This window comes from Rhodococcus sp. A14 (genome assembly GCF_011603105.1).
GTDB classification, from domain to species: Bacteria; Actinomycetota; Actinomycetes; order Mycobacteriales; family Mycobacteriaceae; genus Rhodococcus_F; species Rhodococcus_F opacus.
Genome location: NZ_JAAOQS010000069.1, coordinates 22,620 through 42,619, shown reverse-complemented (window position 1 = coordinate 42,619; position 20,000 = coordinate 22,620). Strand labels below are relative to the sequence as shown.

At 65.4% G+C, this 20,000-nt stretch carries 22 protein-coding genes; 6 read left to right on the top strand and 16 right to left on the bottom strand.

Features of this window, described 5'->3' with window-relative positions; genetic code table 11:
• Positions 1 to 47: 47 nt before the first annotated feature.
• The gene (locus tag G9373_RS29400; protein WP_133985736.1) at positions 48 to 539 is read left to right on the top strand and encodes a hypothetical protein; all 492 of its coding nucleotides are present in this window, start codon (positions 48 to 50) and stop codon (positions 537 to 539) included.
• 48 nt (positions 540 to 587) lie between these two features.
• On the opposite strand, the gene G9373_RS29395 is transcribed toward G9373_RS29400, so the two are convergent.
• Positions 588 to 1,271: a PAS and ANTAR domain-containing protein gene (locus G9373_RS29395; RefSeq protein ID WP_005567916.1), complete on the bottom strand. Its 684-nt coding sequence runs from the start codon at positions 1,269 to 1,271 to the stop codon at positions 588 to 590.
• A 106-nt stretch (positions 1,272 to 1,377) separates the two neighbouring features.
• On the bottom strand, positions 1,378 to 1,731 hold the full coding sequence (locus G9373_RS29390; protein ID WP_005567915.1) for a YtxH domain-containing protein: 354 nt from the start codon (positions 1,729 to 1,731) through the stop codon (positions 1,378 to 1,380).
• 177 nt (positions 1,732 to 1,908) lie between these two features.
• Between G9373_RS29390 and G9373_RS29385 the strand changes: the two genes are divergently transcribed.
• Entirely contained in the window at positions 1,909 to 3,117 is a 1,209-nt protein-coding gene (locus tag G9373_RS29385; protein WP_133985737.1) for a fatty acid desaturase, read from the top strand.
• Positions 3,118 to 3,178: 61 nt separating this feature from the next.
• On the opposite strand, the gene G9373_RS29380 is transcribed toward G9373_RS29385, so the two are convergent.
• Positions 3,179 to 3,859 carry a GAF and ANTAR domain-containing protein gene (locus G9373_RS29380; protein ID WP_133985738.1) on the bottom strand — a complete coding sequence of 227 codons (681 nt, stop codon included), beginning with the start codon at positions 3,857 to 3,859 and terminating at the stop codon, positions 3,179 to 3,181.
• Positions 3,860 to 4,127: 268 nt separating this feature from the next.
• Between G9373_RS29380 and G9373_RS29375 the strand changes: the two genes are divergently transcribed.
• Positions 4,128 to 4,607: a hemerythrin domain-containing protein gene (locus G9373_RS29375; RefSeq protein ID WP_133985739.1), complete on the top strand. Its 480-nt coding sequence runs from the start codon at positions 4,128 to 4,130 to the stop codon at positions 4,605 to 4,607.
• Here the strand turns inward: G9373_RS29375 and G9373_RS29370 are convergent.
• From G9373_RS29370 to G9373_RS29360, 3 genes are all read right to left on the bottom strand, one after another.
• Positions 4,604 to 5,446 (bottom strand): GAF and ANTAR domain-containing protein, encoded by an 843-nt coding sequence (locus G9373_RS29370; protein ID WP_167118137.1) that lies wholly within the window; start codon positions 5,444 to 5,446, stop codon positions 4,604 to 4,606. The two genes, G9373_RS29375 and G9373_RS29370, sit on opposite strands and share 4 nt — an antisense overlap.
• 181 nt (positions 5,447 to 5,627) lie before the next feature.
• Complete coding sequence (locus G9373_RS29365; RefSeq protein ID WP_005567911.1) at positions 5,628 to 5,921, bottom strand: hypothetical protein; 294 nt, start codon at positions 5,919 to 5,921, stop codon at positions 5,628 to 5,630.
• 30 nt (positions 5,922 to 5,951) lie between these two features.
• Positions 5,952 to 6,371: an Hsp20 family protein gene (locus G9373_RS29360; protein ID WP_005257842.1), complete on the bottom strand. Its 420-nt coding sequence runs from the start codon at positions 6,369 to 6,371 to the stop codon at positions 5,952 to 5,954.
• Between the two features lie 125 nt (positions 6,372 to 6,496).
• Between G9373_RS29360 and G9373_RS29355 the strand changes: the two genes are divergently transcribed.
• Positions 6,497 to 6,856: a MerR family transcriptional regulator gene (locus tag G9373_RS29355; RefSeq protein WP_120660139.1), complete on the top strand. Its 360-nt coding sequence runs from the start codon at positions 6,497 to 6,499 to the stop codon at positions 6,854 to 6,856.
• 8 nt (positions 6,857 to 6,864) lie between these two features.
• On the opposite strand, the gene G9373_RS29350 is transcribed toward G9373_RS29355, so the two are convergent.
• The 3 genes from G9373_RS29350 to G9373_RS29340 form a co-directional block, all read right to left on the bottom strand.
• The gene (locus tag G9373_RS29350) at positions 6,865 to 7,548 is read right to left on the bottom strand and encodes an IF2 family translation initiation factor (RefSeq protein WP_167118134.1); all 684 of its coding nucleotides are present in this window, start codon (positions 7,546 to 7,548) and stop codon (positions 6,865 to 6,867) included.
• Positions 7,549 to 7,577: 29 nt separating this feature from the next.
• Positions 7,578 to 8,135: a CsbD family protein gene (locus G9373_RS29345; RefSeq protein ID WP_005567908.1), complete on the bottom strand. Its 558-nt coding sequence runs from the start codon at positions 8,133 to 8,135 to the stop codon at positions 7,578 to 7,580.
• 215 nt (positions 8,136 to 8,350) lie between these two features.
• Positions 8,351 to 10,489, bottom strand: coding sequence for a catalase (locus G9373_RS29340; RefSeq protein WP_005567907.1), 2,139 nt, complete (start codon positions 10,487 to 10,489; stop codon positions 8,351 to 8,353).
• A gap of 235 nt (positions 10,490 to 10,724) precedes the next feature.
• On the opposite strand from G9373_RS29340, the gene G9373_RS29335 reads away from it, so the two are divergent.
• The gene (locus tag G9373_RS29335; RefSeq protein ID WP_043790345.1) at positions 10,725 to 11,174 is read left to right on the top strand and encodes a hypothetical protein; all 450 of its coding nucleotides are present in this window, start codon (positions 10,725 to 10,727) and stop codon (positions 11,172 to 11,174) included.
• Between the two features lie 117 nt (positions 11,175 to 11,291).
• Entirely contained in the window at positions 11,292 to 12,272 is a 981-nt protein-coding gene (locus G9373_RS29330) for a LysR substrate-binding domain-containing protein (protein ID WP_167118131.1), read from the top strand.
• Here G9373_RS29330 and G9373_RS29325 read toward each other — a convergent pair.
• From G9373_RS29325 to G9373_RS29295, 7 genes are all read right to left on the bottom strand, one after another.
• Positions 12,241 to 13,074 (bottom strand): carbohydrate ABC transporter permease, encoded by an 834-nt coding sequence (locus G9373_RS29325; protein WP_005567904.1) that lies wholly within the window; start codon positions 13,072 to 13,074, stop codon positions 12,241 to 12,243. The genes G9373_RS29330 and G9373_RS29325 overlap by 32 nt on opposite strands.
• Positions 13,064 to 14,059, bottom strand: coding sequence for a sugar ABC transporter permease (locus G9373_RS29320; protein ID WP_206032749.1), 996 nt, complete (start codon positions 14,057 to 14,059; stop codon positions 13,064 to 13,066). Before G9373_RS29320 ends, G9373_RS29325 begins: the two co-directional genes overlap by 11 nt.
• Positions 14,034 to 14,897 carry a metallophosphoesterase gene (locus G9373_RS29315; protein ID WP_005567902.1) on the bottom strand — a complete coding sequence of 288 codons (864 nt, stop codon included), beginning with the start codon at positions 14,895 to 14,897 and terminating at the stop codon, positions 14,034 to 14,036. The genes G9373_RS29320 and G9373_RS29315 overlap by 26 nt, the downstream gene beginning before the upstream one ends.
• Positions 14,894 to 16,270: an ABC transporter substrate-binding protein gene (locus tag G9373_RS29310; protein WP_167118128.1), complete on the bottom strand. Its 1,377-nt coding sequence runs from the start codon at positions 16,268 to 16,270 to the stop codon at positions 14,894 to 14,896. The genes G9373_RS29315 and G9373_RS29310 overlap by 4 nt, the downstream gene beginning before the upstream one ends.
• A 50-nt stretch (positions 16,271 to 16,320) precedes the next feature.
• The gene (locus G9373_RS29305) at positions 16,321 to 17,427 is read right to left on the bottom strand and encodes an ABC transporter ATP-binding protein (protein ID WP_317611526.1); all 1,107 of its coding nucleotides are present in this window, start codon (positions 17,425 to 17,427) and stop codon (positions 16,321 to 16,323) included.
• A 901-nt stretch (positions 17,428 to 18,328) separates the two neighbouring features.
• Complete coding sequence (locus G9373_RS29300) at positions 18,329 to 19,030, bottom strand: MspA family porin (protein ID WP_005567897.1); 702 nt, start codon at positions 19,028 to 19,030, stop codon at positions 18,329 to 18,331.
• A gap of 468 nt (positions 19,031 to 19,498) precedes the next feature.
• Positions 19,499 to 19,696, bottom strand: a complete 198-nt coding sequence (locus tag G9373_RS29295) for a hypothetical protein (protein WP_043790384.1) — start codon at positions 19,694 to 19,696, stop codon at positions 19,499 to 19,501.
• Between the last annotated feature and the right edge of the window lie 304 nt (positions 19,697 to 20,000).

Genomic DNA, 20,000 nt, shown 5'->3' with positions numbered 1-20,000 from the left:
GTGACGGCAGCCTGTGTGGCTGCTCCCGGGGCCGGGCACTCTCCAGTATGGGATCGAACGCAGGCCACCCCACCAGCCCGACGGCCGCAGCTCTCGGCGGTCGGCTGATGCAACTGGTCGGTGACCGCGACGCAGCCCGGTTCTCGTTCGAGATATCCCGAGTGTGCGCCGAACCGCACCCAGACGGAGAGCGGCCGAAATACGGCGACGTGCTCGCCTGGGTCGTCGATGCCATCGTGGGCGTGGTCATCGCGCGTCTGGGCGCCGCGGGCCCAGGGGAGAGGTTCATCCTCGACCTCCGCTTCGCGGACGGCGGGTACGTCGACGTCGACGCCCTACCGGCATCGGCGCGGTGGGTGCTGCGGACAGTGTCGGCCGTCCTCGCCGAGGATCACGCGGAAGTGGAGCGGTCTCTCACCGCGGCCGAGCGACAATTCGACCTCACCATGCGCGCGGAAACCCTGGCCGACGCGCTCATCTGGCTCGACTTCGTTCTCGGCGTCGACCTTCCCGACCCACCCGACGTCACCACCGCATAGGGGGACGCCTGGCTCGGCCCAGGTGCCGTGCGGGGGTGCCGGCCACGATCAGTTCTGTACTCCCGGCTGGGTGTCGGGGTGCTCGTGTGCGGTCAGGAGCAAGTGGTCGAACCGGGCGCGAAACGACTCGGGGAGGGTCGCCTCGGCGGCGAGAGCCTCGACGAAACGCTCGGCGAGGGCATGAAGTTTTGTGTTGGTCTCCTGTGAACGCCAGGTGAGGATGCCGAAGGCGCGTTCTGAGGAGATGCCGTAGACGAGCATGAGTGCACCCTTGGCCTGCTCGATCACCGCCCGCGATTGTTCGAGTTCGGCGACGGCCTCGGTGAGCGCCGCGTTGAACTCACGGAGGTCGGTTTCCAAGGCTTCGGTGACGTCGATGTAGTACCCCGATGTGCCGACGACTTGGTTGTTCTTGTCGAGCATGCGATCGCCGACCACGATGACGTGGTGGATGCGCCGTTCGGTGTCGATGATGCGGTGCTTGCTACTGAACGGCTCGCCGCCGTGGATCATCTTGTCGAAGAGGGCCGCGACCTGAGGTTGGTCGTCAGGATGCTTGTGGGAGAGCAGCAGTTCCGTGGTGGGGGCTATCTCGCCTGGGTGGTAGCCGTGCATCCGGGCGACGGGGTCGGACCATTCCCAGCGCTGGCCGTCGAGGTAGAACCGGAAACTTCCGCCCTGTGGGGGTGCATTCGAGCCACGGAGCTCATCAGTGTCCACAGCGACACCCACGGCACTGCGCGCTCGACCATCCTCGCCCTGCAACCACTGCCACAGTATGCCGCGCACTCACGTCGGAATGCGCAGAATTCAGCGGCCCGCAACACCGCCTACCCGGTCAGTTCGGGCTTTGGGTGTGCTTGCCCTCCGTCGGTGAAGTAACGGTCGGCGGGGCCGTGGGAGTGCGGCCCGCCGCGTCCTCCAGTGACACTCCGTTGGTCGGGGCGCCCGTCGCGCTCGTGTCCGTGCCACGGTGGGTAGCCTTCTTCGCCAGTTCGCCGACCTTGTGCTGCACCTGCGGCGCCTTGTCCTTCACGGTCTCCGTCGCCTCGCTCACCTTCTCCTGCACGGTGGGGTTGTGCCAGAGCTCGAGGGACTGATGCCTCATCTTCTCGTAGGTTTGCCGGCCGGACCGAGTGCCCAGGACGAAACCCGCGGCCGCGCCCGCTGCGAAGATCAACACTTTCTGCATGACGTCTCCTGACTGTTGTGTGGCCCGAGCGGTCAGCCGAATCGTCGTCCGAACGCTCCTCCTGCACAGCTTGCCCTCAGCTGCCGAACCCAAACCGCGCCGGCGACGACTTCCGAACTAACTCACATCTCATCTGCGCGTAACCTACGGTTCCGTAACTTGCCGTAGCGTAAGGACATGGCGATTTCGGATGTCAAGATGTACACCCACCTGACCGAGGCGGATGTCGAGGCTCTCGGGATCGAGTTCGACACGATCCGACGAGACATCGAAGCCTCGCGCGGGGAGAGTGATGCCCGGTACATCAGAAACGCGATCCGGCTGCAGCGGTCACTCGAAATCGGCGGGCGTGCACTGTTGTTCGCGAGCCTGTTCCCACCGGCGTGGCTTGGGGGTACCGCGATGCTCGGCACCGCCAAGATCATCGAGAACATGGAACTCGGTCACAACGTGTTGCACGGTCAGTGGGATTGGATGAACGATCCGGAGATCCACTCGTCGTTCTGGGAGTGGGACATCGCCGGGCTCTCGGAGCATTGGAAGCAGACCCACAACTACGTTCACCACAAGTACACGAATGTGCTGGGGATGGATGACGACGTGGGCTACGGCATGCTGCGGGTCACTCGCGATCAGCAGTGGACGCCGTTGAGCGTCGGCAACCCGGTCTACAACCTGTTGCTGCAGTTGTTCTTCGAATACGGCGTTGCCCTCCAGCACCTCGAGCTCGGCAAGGTGGTTACGGGCGGTGTCGCTCGTGAGGAGTTCGAGCGCAGGTGCCGCGAGGTGCTCGAGAAGGTCGGCCGCCAGGTGCGCAAGGACTACGTCGTCTACCCGGCGCTCACCGGTCCGGCGTTCCTGACGACCTTCACCGCGAACCTGACGGCGAACATGATCCGCAACGTGTGGACGAACGCCGTGATCTTCTGCGGTCATTTTCCTGACGGCGCCGAGAAGTTCACAACGAAGGACCTCGAAAACGAGACGCGGGGTCAGTGGTACTTGCGGCAGATGCTGGGTAGCGCGAACTTCGAGGCGGGCCCGGTCATGGAGTTCATGAGTGGCAACCTCTGCTACCAGATCGAACATCATCTGTTCCCGGACCTGCCGAGCAACCGCCTGCGTGAGATCTCCGTGCGGGTGCAGGCGCTGGCCCAGAAGTACGACCTGCCCTACACGACGGGTTCGCTGCCGGTGCAGTACTTCAAGTCGTGGCGGACCATCGCCAAGCTGGCGCTGCCGAACAAGTTCCTCAGGGCAACCGCCGACGACGCACCCGAGACTGCATCGGAACGCAAGTTCACCGACTCGCCCCCGCAGATCGATCCGCTCACGGGCACGCGCCGTGGGCTGTTGACCGCGCTTCGTGCACGGGCGGGAGCTTGACACCGCCGGGTCGCCACTCGAGCACGGGCGATTTCACCGATTCGTGGTTCGTGGCCGGTTCTCATCTACGTTCGGTAATCCGCTGTGCGATAACACTCAACCGGGTGTTGGTTTCCTGAGAGAGTCTGGTGAGCAGCTCGAACGCACGGATCGCGTCGATGTCGAATCGCTCCATCAGCATTCCCTTCGCCTGCCCGATGACGTCGCGTGAGGCAACCGCTGATCGCAGCTGCTCTTCGGTCCGTACAGCGGTGAGTGCTAGCGCGGCGTGGGCGGCGAGAACCTCGCCTGCTGCTTCCTCGTTGGGACCGAACGCGTTCGGCGAGAATGCAAACAGGTTGAGTGCTCCCATCTTCCCTTCGGACGTATACAGCTGAAAGGACATCGAACTGAGAATCCCCACATCGACGGCGGCGGCAGCGAACTGCGGCCACCGCGATTCCGAGCGAAGGTCTTCGCTTCGCACCACGAGATTGTTGAGCGCCGCCGCCACACACGGTCCCTGCCCGAGTTGTTGCTGAGCGTGGTCGAGCGTTCGGAGCAGCTCGGATGTCGGCGCGACGGTCTCGAACTTATTGCCACCGGAGATGAGCAGAATGCCCGCGCACGTTTCGTGCGGCATCAGCTCGACAACTGCGGCGGTGACCGCGCGCAGGCGTTCGTCGAGGGTGCGTGGGCCGGAGAGACTGCGGGCCAGCTCGGCCATGGTGCGGCTGAGGTCCCCCGCGCCGGAATCGCTCATTACCACTCCTCGGGTCGGTCGAAAAGATGGCTGCAGGAAGGCGCCCCAGTTGGGGAACGGTCCGATAATTACAGCGTCCCGGCTCGGGACGCGGTCGCCGCGGTGTGACGAGAGAGCCGGAACCCGAGCGCGACCATGGCGACGCCGAGGAACACCGCACCGACGATCAGGGCGTCGAGCCGGAATGGTGTGTGCGTCGTCGATGACGCACCGGTCGAGTCATGGAGTGCCTTTCCCGGAGGGTAGGAACTCGAATGCCTGTTCCCGAGTGGTACCCCAGCACCCCATTGCGAAACAGTCACGGCCGAACGCCCGCGTGGAAAAAGGTCGCATCGTCGACGAGATCATCGAGGCCCTCACGGTGCACACCTATATCGAGAACGAGGGCATGTATCCGGAAGTGCGCGATCTCGCCCCCGACCTCGAGGACGACATCCTCGAATCCTACGAAGAGCACCACGTCGCGGACGTGCTGGTCGTCGAGCTGGCAGCGATGTCACCCGACGACGAGCGGTTCGACGCGAAGACCACCGTCCCGATCGAAAGCGTCGAGCATCATATCGAAGAAGAAGAGCAGGAGTGGTTCCCGAAGGTACGAGAAGAATTGGGGAGTAAACAACTTCAGGAGATGGGTGCGCGGATGCTGGAGTTGAGGGACAAGGCTCCGCGGTTGAGGAGCCCCTCACCGACGCGCCGTCCGCACGCTCCCCACATCCCTTGTGGGCGGCTCCGCCGGCTATGGGCTTAACCGGGGAGCCTGGCCGTCGTCGCGTCCGGACACGACGAAGACGTGAGTATCGAAGTACCCTGCCGCGAGCGAGAGTAATCCCGTGTCCTTGCAATTGCTTTCACCCCGTCGGCACCGGACGTCAGATCGACGAGTTCCTTCGCCAGCCGAGCGAGTTTGATGTTTCTCTGCTGCGAGCTGACGACGAGGAAATCGAAGGCCTCGTCCGCGGACACACCCCCGGTTGCCATGACGATGCCCTTCGCCTGCTCGATGATGCTGCGCGACTCCATGGCTTTGACCAGACCCGCCGCTTCCTCACGCGCCTCCCGACCATCTCGTGCGAGCCGAATCGTCGACGCAATCAGGCTGGCGTACACCCGGAGCAGGGCAGCATCGAATTCCGAGAAGGCTCGGCCGACGCGGCTGTACAGATTCAGCGATCCCAGGACGTCTCCCACGGACAGCGGAGCACATAGAAAACTGCCCGACTCGAAACCGGCAGCTTCAACCGCGGACGCCAACGCGGGCCAGCGCCGAACCACCCCCTCACCGAATTCACCTCTCAGTACCGCGCACGTGTCCGCAGCGACAGGACCCGGGCCCATGCCTGTCCGTATCTGGGCACCCTCGATCGAGGCGATGCGAGGATCCGTGCACGCCACCGACCCACTGCCCCCAGCGCCATAGGAAAGAACCGCCCCAGCCATCTCCGCGCCGCTGACGGCATCGACGGCCCACTCGCACAGTCGTTGCAGCTGAGTGTGTCCGGACACTTCTTCTTCGAGAAGTCGACGCAATGCGTCGAGTGTCTTTCCGATCGCCTCGACATCTCCGCCCCAGCCGCCGTGCGCGGACACGCCAAACCCCTTTCTACGTGGTTTGCACCAATTAATCTATGGTTCCCGATAAAGATATCGTGCGACGCGGTACGTCTCAACGCAAGGAGCTCACGGCGGGAATGCCCAGCGTGCGAGCGCGAAGTAGCCCCCGGCCCGTCCAGCGCGAGAACGGCAGGCCGGGGACTACGGATGGACAACGTCAAGTGTTCCCGTGCGGCGGAGAGCGTTGGGTGGCATCTACTGCCGGGTTCGGACCCCTGCGCCGCATGGTGGGTGCCACCGCGTGCAGCGGCGGCCTCGTCTTCTCGCCGGGGACGTCCGTTGTCGAAGTCGGTGCCACGTCCGTGAGGACCGGTGCGGGCGCGTCGGCGAAGATCAGGTCCACCTCGGCTGCCAACAGCTGGCATTCGAGGTCATCCCACACGTACTCGACCTGTGGCAGTTCCGCTTCCACGGTCGAAGGGCTGATCTGTGCGTACACCATCGTGGTCATCCCTCCCGCTGTGTGTCGGATCGGCGCGGGTCAGGCGCTGACGGCCTTTCTGTCGTCGCTGTGGGTGATCTCGATCTTCCGGGCCTTGGCGCGTTCGGCCACCGGGACCGTCAGCCGGAGCACCCCCGATTGGTAGTTGGCGGTGATCCGGTCGGTGTCGAGGTTGTCGCCGAGGAACAGCTGCCGGCTGAATACGCCCCTCGGTCGCTCCGAGGCCAGCATTTCCTGGTTGTCGGCGCGCGCGGGGCGTTCAGCATGAACGGTCACAACGTTGCGCTCGACATCGAGCGAGACGGAATCGGCGTCCACCCCTGGCAGGTCGAACTCGACCACCAACTGTTCGCCTTCGCGCCACGCGTCCATCGGCATGGCCGCCGGTCGCGCCGTGGTGCCGAGGATCTGCTGAGTCAGGCGGTCGAGATCGCGGAATGGATCAGTGCGCATCAACATTGTTTCCACCTCCAGAAACCCGAATCGTGATAGGTAACCTTCAGCAAATGCTGTAGATTCGTTATAGCAAACGCTCTAGCTCCTCGCAAGAGGGTTCGGCGGACTCGATTCTCGAGGAGGACGCGATGTCGAACGACGACAAGTCGCGAGCCAAACAGGGGGTCTACGGCATCACCGTGGCGTCCGAGCTCTCCGGGTTCGGCACCCAGGCGCTGCGTTTCTACGAGCAGCACGGCCTGATAAACCCTGCCCGCACCAGCGGCGGAACACGCCGCTACAGCGACGATGACCTCCTTCGCTTGCGGCGCATCGCCGAGCTGATCGCGGACGGGGTCAACCTGACGGGCATCGCTCGCGTCCTCGATCTCGAGCACCTCAACACCGAGCTCGCGAGCGACAACGATCGCCTCGTCGAGGCCAATAGCCGGCTCGAGAGCGACAACGCTCGACTCAGAAGGGACGGGACTCGCGCCGAGCGAGCCTGAGTGTCAGATCACCGTTGCCCCTTGACTGCCGTCTCGTTCCGGCGCTTGTCCTTTTCCGCCTCGGCCAGCTTCTCGGCGCGGTCGGCACGAGCACGTTTGTCCGCTGCCTCGTCCTGCTTGTTCGCGGCGTCCTTCAGCCGGGCCTTGGCCGGCACTGCCGCCACCTTCTCGGCTTCCCGGAGTTCGGTCTGCTCGGCGCGGTGCTCGGCCTCTGCCGCCTGGGTGCGTTGGGCGGCAAGTTGATCGGCGTTCTTCTTCGCGACCTGCTTGCGGTGCTCGGCGTCCCGTTCAGCCGCCTGTTTGCGCTCGACCTCGCGTCGGCGTGCCTGTTCGACGTCCCGCTGCTTCGCCTCGCGCGCTGCCGCCTGCTCCTTCTGAACCTGCTTACGCTTGGTTTCCAGTGCAGTGTCGGCCTCGGCCTCGGTGCGTGCAGCCTCTTCTTCGAGTTTTGCCGCCCGGGCCAGTGCGTCGCTGCGCTCGGTCAGTGCGTCGCCGCGCCGCTCGGTGTCACGGTCCCCGAGTGCACTGCCGACGGCGCCGTCGAGCACGCCCAGAGTGCGCTCGTACATCAGCCGGGCCGGCGATTCGGTTGCCAGCCGGGACATCAACTGGTCTTCGACGAGTTGCAGAGGAATCCGCAGGATCGTGTACTGCAACCGCAAGAGCGTGATGGGGACGGTAAGGACGTTCATGGAATCTCCGATTATTCGTAGGGAGTGGATCAGGACAGGCCGGCGTCGTTGCTGAGGCCCTCGGCGGCGCGCCGAACTCGTTCTGCCTCGTCGCGGGCGGCGTTCGCTTCACGGACAGCCCGCCGGTGTTCGTCGGTGGCGTCGACGGCTTCTTCGGCGGCGGCGACCGTCTTCGCCCGTTCGACGGTCTCCGCCCGGGCCGCTTCGTCGCGGGCGTCGGCCGCCGCGCGGGACTGCTCCTGCGCGACCTGGCGGTGCTGTTGCTGCTCCGCGGCCCGGTGCTCTGCTTGCTGCCGGTTCCGGGCAGCTTCTTCGGCGGCCGCCGTCTCGGCCCCGATCGCAGCGCGTTCCTCGGCACTCTCACGACGCACCTGGCCGAGTTCCTCTGCGGCCTGCGAGGTTTCCGCCCTGGCCACGGCCTCCGCACTGTTCGCCTCTCTACGTTGCTGCGCCTGCGCCTGTTGCAGCTGTCCTTCGGTGGCCAGCGAGTCGTTGCCGGTCACGGCCCCGGCCACTTCCTTCACCTTGCCCTTGACCGAGTCGAGGAGACCCTTGCGCGCTTGTCCGGACGTGTTCTGCTCGTTCATGACTATGTCCTCCTGGTATTCGGGCGGGCGACGGTACCGCCACCCGCAGTGGCGTGTTGTCTTTCATCCTTTGCTCCGGAGGTCGGGTGTTCGGTGTGCGCCGCAAGGTCGAGGACGCGCCGGACGCCGGGTAGTTCGACCGAGGACGGCGCACTGCGCGGACAGCAAGTTCTCGCGGTTCTCGTCCACACCATTCACTTCACAACCGGGTCACGTCACACCTGACGCTCCCAGACCCGGTGGGACTTCATCAGCGCAGTGATCCCGTCGAACAGTGCGGACGCGTCGTCGGCGATCACGATGCCCGGAGCCTCGGCCGGGATTCCGGCGGCTTCGAGGAGGCCGCGACCGGCGGCCCAACCCCCGATCGCCTTGCAGTGCCGGAATGCCTCCGTCAGCAACACGTGCACCCGCGGGTCCGACGCCGGCGCCGCGACGAGAATCGCGTCGAACTCCACCGACCGCATCGTGAGGAACGTCCGGGACACCGGGACGGCGCCCTTGCCCGACCCCAGTTCGCCACCGTGCGGTCCGATGACGAGCGGCACCATGCTGTTCTTGCCGATCATCTCGACCGCGTCGGCCACCTCGGACAGATCCGACTCGTCATCGGCGACGATGCCGATGATCCTCCCGTCCAGCGGCCACTCGGCACCGACCTGCGACAGCGCGGGACTGGGCGTCGGTGCCACGTCGAAGGCGACGCTCGGCGCTGGCGCCGGAAGGCCGAGACCCGTCGCCACCTGCTCGCACAGACCGGGGTCGATGTTCGCGACGACCTCGAGTGCACGCTCCTTGATCACCTGCTCGTAGCACTTGCCCAGCTCGAACGTGTAGGCCTCCGCGACGTGCGCCTGCTCGACCGGGCTCAGGCTCGCATAGAACAGTCGGGCCTGCGAGAAGTGGTCGTCGAAGCTCGCGGGGGCGGCGCGTAGTTTCGTCGACTCCGGCATCGGCACCGGAACCTCCACGAAGGCAGCGTCCGCGCCGGCCAGGAACGGGCAACCGCCGTCGAGGGAGTTCGGTCGATACGGCGCGACACCCGGGTGGACTCCCGTCTGGTGCATGCCGTCGCGCAGCATGTCGTTGACCTCGGCCTGGGGCCGATTGATCGGTATCTGCCCGAAGTTGGGCCCACCGAGCCTGCTGATCTGGGTGTCGAGGTAGGAGAACAGCCGCGCCTGCAGAAGCGGGTCGTCGGTGACGTCGATCCCGGGAACGAGATGCCCGGGATGGAACGCCACCTGCTCGGTCTCGGCGAAGAAGTTCGTCGGATTCGCGTCGAGCGTCATCAACCCGATCGGCTGCACGGGGGCCAGTTCCTCGGGCACCATCTTGGTCGGGTCGAGCAGGTCGATGCCCTCGAACGTCTGGTCCGGGGTGTCCGGGAACGCCTGGATGCCCAGCTCCCATTCCGGGTACGCACCGGACTCGATCGCGTCGGCGAGATCGCGGCGGTGGTAGTCGGGGTCCATGCCGTTGACGATCTGCGCTTCTTCCCACACCAGTGAGTGCACACCGAGTTTCGGCTTCCAGTGGAACTTGACGAGCGAACTCTCACCCGCCGCGTTCACCATCCGAAAGGTGTTGACGCCGAAGCCTTCCATCATCCGGTACGAGCGGGGAATGCCGCGGTCGGACATATTCCACAACGTGTGCGCGGTGGCCTCGGTGTGCAGGGACACGAAATCCCAGAACGTGTCGTGCGCGCTCTGCGCCTGCGGAATCTCGCGATCCGGGTGCGGCTTGGCGGCGTGAACGACGTCCGGAAACTTGATGCCGTCCTGGATGAAGAACACCGGAATGTTGTTTCCCACCAGGTCGAAAGTGCCTTCGCCGGTGTAGAACTTGGTCGCGAAGCCTCGGGTGTCGCGTACAGCGTCGGCCGACCCCCGGGAGCCGAGGACGGTGGAGAACCGCACGAAGACCGGCGTCTCGACGTCCTTGCCGAGGAACGCCGCCTTGCTGATCGGTTCGGCGGAACCGTATCCGCGGAAGACGCCGTGGGCGGCCGCACCGCGTGCGTGCACCACCCGCTCCGGGATCCGCTCGTGATCGAAGTGCGTGATCTTCTCACGGAGATGGTGGTCCTGGAGCAGGGTCGGTCCCCGGGTTCCCGCCTTGAGCGAGTGATCGGTGTCGTACAGCCGCGCGCCCTGCGCCGTGGTGAGGTGCTCACCCTGCTGGCCGCGGGCCGTATCCGGACCTTCGACGGGTTGCCCGGTCGCGGTTCCCAGCGCGGGAGCCCGCTGATCGGGCTTGGGAGGCAACGGCTCGGTGGGTTCCGTGGGCTCGGCGAGCGACGGGGTACCGGAACCGGGAGTACCGGGAATGGGCGGGTTGTTCTTGGGCACGGGCGTAGCTCCTCGCTGAAAAATCCGTGGGATCGGCGCCGCATCGTTGCTGTACGGTCCGCTCTTCTCGGAGTGCCCAACCGTTCGCAAACCGAATCAGGAGGGGCGCAGCGCCACACCGTGCCCCGATCGGGAGACGCGGTTTCGCATTCGCGCCCCAGGGCATAGCTACAACAGATATCAATCACACACGAAGTAGGAATCCGGCGTTGTGCTACGTCGGAAAGGAGTGATCATGGGCACCGAACCAGGCACGCAGTTGAACGAGGAACCACAGTCCGAGCGCGGCCCCAAGGGCTCACGCGACGCGGGACCGGACCAGGCCGGAGCAGGCCAGACGGGCCGCAAGCCGGGGTCTCTGGATCAGGAAGAGGTCACCTCTTCCGCGGAATCGGGCACGAACCCTGCGCCCGCCGGCGGCTCGCTGCCTCCCGGCGACGCGGAGCCGGCCACACCGCCCTACGACGGCCGGACGACCAGCACGAAGGAAGGACGCCCGGAGCACGACGACCATGTGGACTCCGGCGGAATGCAGTCGCCGAAACCCGGGGAGACACCCCGCGGTGCGGTGGCCTCGCCCGCGGAGGAGAAGCCCGCCGCACACGCCGCCGAGACCGAGGGCAGCGACTCCGGAGTGGGACCCGCGCATCAAGGAGGCGTCGGCAAGGCCGAAGACAAGAAATAAGAAGTCACGTCCGCGGCGAAGGCCGTACTCGCGTAGTTCACCCCCGGTTTCGACTCGACGCTAGCCTTGTAGAGCGAGCCACCGGACACGAGGCGGCGCTGTCGCCGGGGAGTGACTATGGAGTTCAGACATCTCGTCGCGTTCATCACGATTGCCGAGGAATTACATTTCGGCCGGGCCGCTTCGCGGCTGCACCTCTCCCAGCCGTCCCTCAGCTCACAACTACAGAAGCTCGAGAAGTCTCTCGGTGTGAGACTCGTCGCGCGGAACTCGCACGAGGTCAGGTTGACCTCCGCGGGCCGGGAATTCGTGACACAGGCCAGGCTGATCGTCTCCCACATGGAGAGGGCGACGCGGATAGCGAAAGCCACCGCGGACGGCCGCTCCGGCACCCTCTACATCGGATACAACATGCCGGCCAGCAGGCACGTCCTGCCGGCGGCGCTGGCGCGGATGAGCGCAGAGCACCCGGATGTCGTGGTGTCGTTGTGGGAGAAGCGAACCGGACCGCAGCTCGTCGATCTCGCGGGCGGCACGCTCGACATAGCGCTGGTGTACGGGCATCCGCGGACGGCCGACTTCCGGTACCGGCTGGTCTTGGGGAAAATTCCACTCGTCGCCGTCGTAGGCAAGGGCCACAGATGGGCGGGGCGGGCTGCGGTTCGTTTCGCCGAGTTGGCGACCCAGGGGTGCGTGATGTTCTCGCGCGATCAGTGCCCCGCTATGTACGACTCCATCTTCGGCGCGGCGTCCGATTCTCGAATCTCGCTCGACGTCGCTCAGACCGCCGACGACCCGGGCGCGACGGCTCACATGGTGTCGGTCAAGCCGTTGGTCGGGTTCGCGTCGCTGCCGCGCGCCAATTCGGGCGGACTCGATGCGATGGGCGTGAATACTGTGGCGGTGAGATTGGTCGATCCGATTCCGACGATCGACCTGTACGCGGTATGGCGGGGCGGCGAGGTGAATCCTGCGGTGTTCTCCTTCCTCGACTGCGTCGACGATTCCGACGAACTGGAACGCGGCGAGGGCGGCCCGGTCACTGTTCCGCCCCATGTTCCGAGACCTATTTCAGTCCGGATCGGACGAACGCGTTGACGATGTGCCGCTGCAGGACGACGTAGAGCGCGAACACCGGGAGGCATGCCAGACCCGCGACGGCCATCATCGGCCCCCAGTCGTTGCCCTCGGTTCCCATGAAACTCCTCAGCCCCAATTGAACGACGGCGTTGCTGCGCTGCAAGACCACCGCGGGCCAGAAGTACTCGTTCCAGGCATTGATGAACAGCAGGATCGACAGCGCCGCCAATGCGGGACGCAGATTCGGTACCACGACGGTCCAGAGGATCGACCACGAGGAACGGCCGTCCAGTGTGGCCGCTGCGACCAGTTCCTTCGGGAAGCTGGCCATGTGCTGGCGGAGCATCAGGACACCCAGCGCGGAGCACAGTGTCGGCACGATCACACCGACGAGGTTGTTGATCAGTCCCATTTGGTACAGCAGTACATAGTTGGGGAGCATCGTGACCTGGAACGGCACCAACCAGGTTCCGACGAACGCAAGGTAGATCAGCCGTTGGAAGCGGAACGAATACATCGCGAACGCGTACGAGGCAAGCAGAGCCACGAGGAGCTGACCAGCCGCTGAGACGCCTGAGACGGCGAACGTGTTGGCGAGCAGGCGGATCACGTCGACTTTCTCGGTCGCGTCCACATAGTTGCCCAATGACAGCGGCCACGGAACGGGGGAGAGGGAGCCGACGTCGTCGGGCCGTCGCAGTGACGTCGCAAGCAGCCAATAGATGGGAAAGATGCACCCGAGGGCAATGGCGACGAGGACCGCATGTCCCCGTGCTCGCCGCCACAACGGCTCGGGTGCGAGTGATTGGCTAGTCGTCATGGAACGAGATCCTTTCCGAGATCCACACGAGAACACCCGCAACGAGACCGAATCCGACGAACAGCATGATGCCCGCGGCGGCACTCAGGCCCGCGTCGAAGCTGTGGAACCCGTAGTCCCACAACAAGTAGTAGATGTTGGTCGTCGCCTGCGACGGTCCGCCCTGGGTCAGGGTGTCGATGAGCGGGAAGGTCCACTGCGCGCTCAGCAGCACGGTCATGAGTCCGAGGAACACCAGGGTGGGCGACAACAGTGGCAGGGTGATCCACCAGTCGATCTGCCGCCGTGTCGCGCCGTCGACTTGCGCGGCCTCGGCGTAGTCCCCGCTGATGCCGGCCATCCCGGCCGACACCACCAGCACGGCGAAACCCATGAAATGCCACCCGGTGATGGCGACGATCACCCATTGCGCCGTCGCCGGTTCGTGAATCCAATTGGTGTTTGAGCCCAGCACCCGGTTCACGATTCCGGCACCTGGGTCGAGGAGCCATTGCCACACCGCCGCGCTCGCGACAGGGGCGACGAGAAAGGGTGCGAAGATCAGGCTCTGGTAGATCGCCCGGGCCCGGCCGTGGACGCCGCGGGTGGCGAATCCGACGACCACCGGTAACACGAGCGTGAACGGCAACAGACCGACGATGAGGATGACTGTCCGCCAGACGGAGCCACCGACCGCCGGCAGCTCGAGCAGCCGGCGGTAGTTGTCCGGGCCGACGGGAACCATGGGGGTGGTCGGAAGCAGGTTCCAGGAGTAGGTGGAGAGTTGGGCCGCCTGAACGAGCGGGCGGTAGGTCCACACGACCAACAATGCGACAGCCGGTGTCAGGTACAGGTACGGCTCGGCCACCCGCACCACCCTCCGCAGAGGGTGGGTACGGATGGCAGGCACCGCCACCGGTTCCCGGACGGGTGTTGTCGCGTCAGCAAGATCCGGTACGGCAACGAACACGATCGCCTCCTCACCCCGCCCGGAGCTGGAGGGCATGCAACCGGGCGAGCATGTCCTGTTCGGGGATGTCGTAGACCGTTTCGGCGGGGGTCGTCTCGACCGCGGTGGCGACCACCGTGGATTCGAGGACATCGATCCGGCTGAAGCCGTGGCCGGCGACGCCGCGGTGGCTGCCCACCCCCGCGATCGGGTCCACCCGGTAGGACAGGGCCGGGCCGACCCACACCGGGATCCTCGCGACCGCCCCTGAGCTCGTCAGATGGGAGTGCCCACAGAGGATCATCCGCACATCGGAGCCGGCCAGAACAGCCGCGAGCCGGTCGGGGTCCTGGAGGCGGAGGTAGTTCACCGTGGCGACCGGCGACGGAATCGGCGGGTGATGCAGGACGAGGAGCGTTCCCCGCCCGCTGGGCTGGGACAGTTCCTCGTCGAGCCATGCCAGCTGCTCGTCCGTCAGCCAACCCTCGTGTCTCCCGGGTGTGGTGCTGTCGAGCACGATCACCCGGAGACCGTGGATGTCGTGGACCGCGTCGTGTGGGGCCTCGAGATCACCACTGCCGGAGTCGAGTCCGAGTAGTTCGGTGTGGAAGGCGGTGCGGTCGTCGTGATTGCCCATGGCGTAGACAATTTGCGCCCCGAGTTCGGCGGCCGCCGGCTCGACAACCTCGCGCAACCGCCGGTAAGCCTCCGGTGCCCCGTTGTCGGTGAGATCGCCCGACAACACCACCGCGTCCACGCGCTGCCGGGATCCGACGATGCGGTCGAGTGCGCGGGCGAGGTTGTCGAGGGTGTCGATCGTGCCGTGGACGAGGTCACCCTCGGCGCGGATGTGGGTGTCCGTCAGGTGAATCACCGTGACGTCGGCGGGGGTCACTGGGTGGGCAGAAGCGCGGTGGCCTGCTTCTGGGCGGCGTCGAGGGTGGATTTCGGGTCGGCGTCCTGGTAGACGACCGCTTCGACGGCATCCATCATGCCGTCCCGGATCTGCAGGTAATTGTTGCCGGGCATCGAGATCCACGGCTCCATCGAGCCGAGCTGGGCGATGTTCGGTGCGAGCAGCGGATTCTTCTGCGACCACTCCTGCAATCCGGCAGGATCGTCGACGAGTCCGGTGCGCAGCGGGAGGTACCCGATTCCCTGCGCGATCTTCGTGTAGGCCTCCTCGCTGGTGAGGAACTTGATCAGTTCCCACGAGGCGCGCTGCTTGGCGGGATCGGATGCGAATGTGAAGAGGGAGGCCCCGGAGTTGGTGGGCACAGGGGCCGTGCCGTCGAAGATGGGCATCGTGGTGGCGCGCAGGTCCCACTTGTCCTTGGCACCTTTGACGAAGGTGCCCTGGATCGCGCTGGTCTCGAGGATCATGCCGATATCTCCGCGAGCGAAGGCCTCGTAGCCCTGCTGCTGGCTCAGCTTGGGGGTCGATCCCGATTGCACCAGGTTCTGGGCCATCTCCGTTACCTGCACCGCGGGGTCGTCAGCGAACGTGAGTGACGACCGGTCCTCGGCGATGACCCGCCCGCCGTTGGACCGGACGAGGCTCTGGAAGCACCAGTCCTTCGAGGTCTTGGTCAGGCAGTCGAGGTACACGCCGCCCTTGCCGGTTCTGGTGGTGATCGCGGCCGCTGCGGCCGCGACCTCGTCCCACGTCTTCGGCGGTGTCGCCGGGTCGAGCCCGGACTGCTCGAACAGTGTTGCGTTGTAATAGAACACGGGAGTGGAAAAGACGAAGGGCACACCGTAGGTGGCGCCTCCCCAGTCCCCGAGAGTGCGCGCGGTCGGGGCGTACGAGTGCTTCGCGCCGTCGAAATTCTTCTGCACCGCATCTTTGCCGACAAGGTCGTCGAGCGAGTGGGCGCCGAGCTGGTGGATCGTGAAGTCCAGGTCGCTGAACCCGAGCTGCGCGACGTCCGGGGGCGATCCGGCCACGGTCTGGCTCTGGATGCTCGAGATCGTGTCGGTGGCCGGGTTCGGGCTGTTGCCCTGCGGCTTCTGCGCTGTGACGTGGATGTTCGGATTCTGCTTGGTGAAGTCGTCGATCAGGGCGTTGAAGGTGTCGGTCCACGCTCCCGCCATACCGTAGTTGTAGCTTTCGAACACGATCGACACATTCTGGTCCGGAGCGAGTTCCGGCACCGGATCGGTGCTGTTCGCCACGGGATCCGTGGTTGTGGTGCCGAGGCCGCCGCAGGCGGTCAGGACCAACGCGCTGGTCACCAGCACGCCCAGCCCGGGCAGGGTCTTCTTCACTGAGGTTCTCCTGTTGTTCGTGTGTGGGGGCTCGTGAACCGTGCCGGCGCTCATGCCACCGACAGCGAGGCATCGCGTGGCGATGCCCCTTGCTCGTGGGGAACGTGCCAGACCAGCCGACGGCCGGTCCCGGAGTCGAACAGTTGAATGTCCTCGGGGCTGACACTCAACGCGGCGGCGTCGCCGACCTGCGCGGCAACCGGGCGTGGAGCGCGGACGCGAATGACGCTGCTGCCCACGGTGACGTGCAGGATCTCTTCGCTGCCCAGGTTCTCCGATGCGGTGACGACACCGCGGAGCTGGACATCGGTGCCGTTCAGCCGGATGCGTTCCGGCCGGATGCCGGCGGTCACCTTCTGCGGTCCGATCGCCGACCCGGCGAACAACCCGAGTGGCGCGTCGACGCAGTCGGCGACGAGGTGCAGTTTCCCGGCCCGCTCGATCACCGTTGCGTCGAACAGATTCATCGGTGGCGCGCCGAGGAAGGCGGCGACGAACGTCGAACGCGGAGTGTCGTACAGCTCAGTCGGTGTACCGACCTGCTCGATCGTCCCATTGTTCAGCAACGCGATTCGTGTCGCCATCGTCATCGCCTCGACCTGGTCGTGGGTGACGTACAGGAATGTCGACCTCAGCCGGTGGTGCAGGTCGATGAGCTCGGTGCGGGTCGCGCTACGCAACGCGGCATCGAGATTCGACAGCGGCTCATCCATCAGGAACGCCCCGGGGTCGCGAACCATCGCCCGTGCCAGCGCCACCCGCTGGCGTTGTCCGCCGGAAAGCTGGGCGGGGCGCCGGTCCAGGTGGTCTTGCAGACCGAGCGCCGACGCCACGGTGGTGATCCGCTCCCGGATCTCGTCCTTCGACCGTCTGCGGGCACGCAAGGGGAAGCCGATGTTCTTCGCGACGGTCAAATGCGGGTATAAGGCATAGCTTTGGAACACCATCGCAACGTCCCGCTGTCGGGGTGGTGTCCTGGTGATGTCGTTCTCGCCCAATAGGATGCGGCCCGACGACGGGCTCTCGAGGCCGGCGATCAGACGCAGCAGCGTCGACTTCCCGCACCCGCTCGGTCCGAGGAGAACCATGAACTCTCCGTCGGCGATGTCGAGGTCGACCTCACGCACTACCTGCGCGGTGCCGAATTGTTTGGACACACCTTCGAGTCTTATTCGCGCCACCCGCATCTCCTCGGTTGTTCCGTGTTTCCCGGAGACACCTCAGCAGCCGGGGGTGACGGTGCGGTGAACGCCGCGCCGCGAACTACCGTCCCGGCCCGCGCCGGGGCGGTGGCATGCAGCGACGATAGGAGGAGTAGGCCCGCGCGATAGGAAATTCCGCACGTCCGCTGTCGCGTGGCCGATGGGACAATCGCCAAGCGCAGTGGAAATGAGTGACGATTAGCTACTTTCGCTCAGCGAGCCTTCACCGACTCCGGCAGTTCTGTCGCGAGTCAAGGTGAGGGGTCGAAAGCGGCAGGCGACCCGGCGCCGACATCGTGCGGCCTCCGTCGGCCGGTGCAAGTTGACCATTCTCGACGATCCGCTCCGGTGATGCCCTTCGTCACAGATTCGCGCACACCAGTTCTTGCATCCCCCGTGACGCGTGCTTCTGACGGGAGCGGCAGGCCCTGGCTTGCGGTGCGTTTGCCCATGTCAGCGACCCGACCCGCGGTGTGAACAGCGTCTCGGCCAGAGCGGGACCCGCCGAGGACGAGGCGAACCGGTGACTTCGGTGCGGCTTGACCCCATCGCCGAATTCGGCGGAACGATGAAGAGCGGCTCCATCTCACCAGGGTCATCGACGGCCTCCAGTCTCGGTACCCGGACGTCTCCCGGGACACCATCGACGAGGTTGTACGCTCTGCGCACAGCCGCTTCGCGGACCGGAAGGTACACGACTTCGTGCTCCTGCTCATCGAGCGGGCTGCCCGCGAAAAGATCCAGGAACTAGTGGCGTCGTAGGCGTTGTCGCGCCAGGCGAACAACCGCGCCGGGTCGCCATCCACGATCGGGATGGCGACCCGTTGCGTTCCACGGAAACCTGTTCCAGCACCGGTCAGTTGAGCTTCTGCGGCACACCGTAGGTCATGACGGTGTCACCGTTGGCTGTGACGGCCTTCGCATACGGTCGGATGGTGACCGGTCCGATCGCTCCGGAGATGGAACCGTGAACGCCCTGCATCCGGACCAGCGCCTCGGGTCCGTCGAACTCCTGACCCTCGAGCAGCGGGACCTCGGTGATACCTCCCGGCTCCAGGTCGATGTCCAGCTCCTGCGACGGGATGATGTCACCCGCCAGCTCCGCGTTGGTCCCCGCACTCAGATCCAGCGTGAAGTCAGGGACGAGCCCCAGGTCGATTCCGGTGTCCGACCCGATCGCGAACCCGAGGCCGGGCGAATTGAGGACGATGGTCGCACCGGCCAGCGCAACCGGGTAACCGATCTGGTATCCGACGGTGAGCTGTGTGGCCTCGAACTCCGCGGCGTCGGGACCGCTGATGTTCACCGCGGCGTATCCGTTGTGGAAGAACTCGACACTGGTCGGTACGCCGTCGAGCGGCGGGACGACCTGATACTGCGTGTCGCCCTGCAGGACCTCGATGCGGTTGCCGTCCGCGTCGATGACGGAACTGGAGTTGTCGACACCGGCCGAGGCGGTGCCGTTACCCATCACCATGGCAAGTACGGCGATACCTGCGACCGCCGCCAGGCGGGTGAAGGATTTGTATCCGGGCCGAGCTGTGCTGATGTTCGTCATGCCGATCCCCATTCAGTACGTACTGCAACCGATACGAAAAAGCATGCAGAGCGTAACCATTCGAGCCCCTCGGCGTCTTCGTGTTGTTCAGAAGTTCACGAGCGTTTCGCGTAATCCACCACCGCTGACCTGGTATTCCGTGGCACGATGGGCCGGACGAGGGCGGTCGACGGCGGCCAGCGCGGAGCGGGTCGGTCGTAGCGGCACCGGGAGTTCGACCACCGAGGCGCCCGAGAACGTTCACCCAGACTTCCCGGTCGCTTTCTCTCCCACACTTCTGGGCGACGCTTACGCTGAGGGAGTGTCGCGGCAACCCACGTCGACCCATCAGGATGCGACACCTCGACCCCGCCTCGCTGACGTCGGTGCCGAACCGACACCAGCGGCTCGGCGGGGTCCCGTATGTCGAGACGTTGCGGCCGACCAGTGCCTCCGCGTCGGGAGTGAGCCCAACACCGAACCCGTGCGCTAGGTGTCGTCAGTGAGGGACCTGAGAGCAGCGCGTTCGACGAGCAACGGAACGAAGTCACGTACTGGTCGTCCGTCGAACTGGTGGTGTGCGGTGTCGATCGCCTGGTTGATCACTCCGGAATCGATGGTCGGAAATCGTGCCGCCAGGCGTTGTCGCACCACGCTGATGTGCTGTTCCTCGGTGGTGGAGTTCATCTTCGAATTGTCGTCCCAACGGTGGCGTGAATGCACTGTTTCGCCGGGTACACCCGCCAGCGGGAATGTGGACACCGGCTCGCCCGCCCATTCGAGGTGCGCCGCGACGGTCAGCGCGTTGCCGTCCTGCCAGAGCGGTGCGTTTCGGCGTGTGCGAGCGCGTTGGGTGCAGGTGCCGCCCAACCAGCAGCTCAGGCGACACCTGCACTCCACCCCTCGCGTGTGCCGACTCGTGTGCCCGAGACGTCCGCGTCGTCATGTGACCACCATGACGAAGCAGACGTTACCAGAAAACGGGCCAATC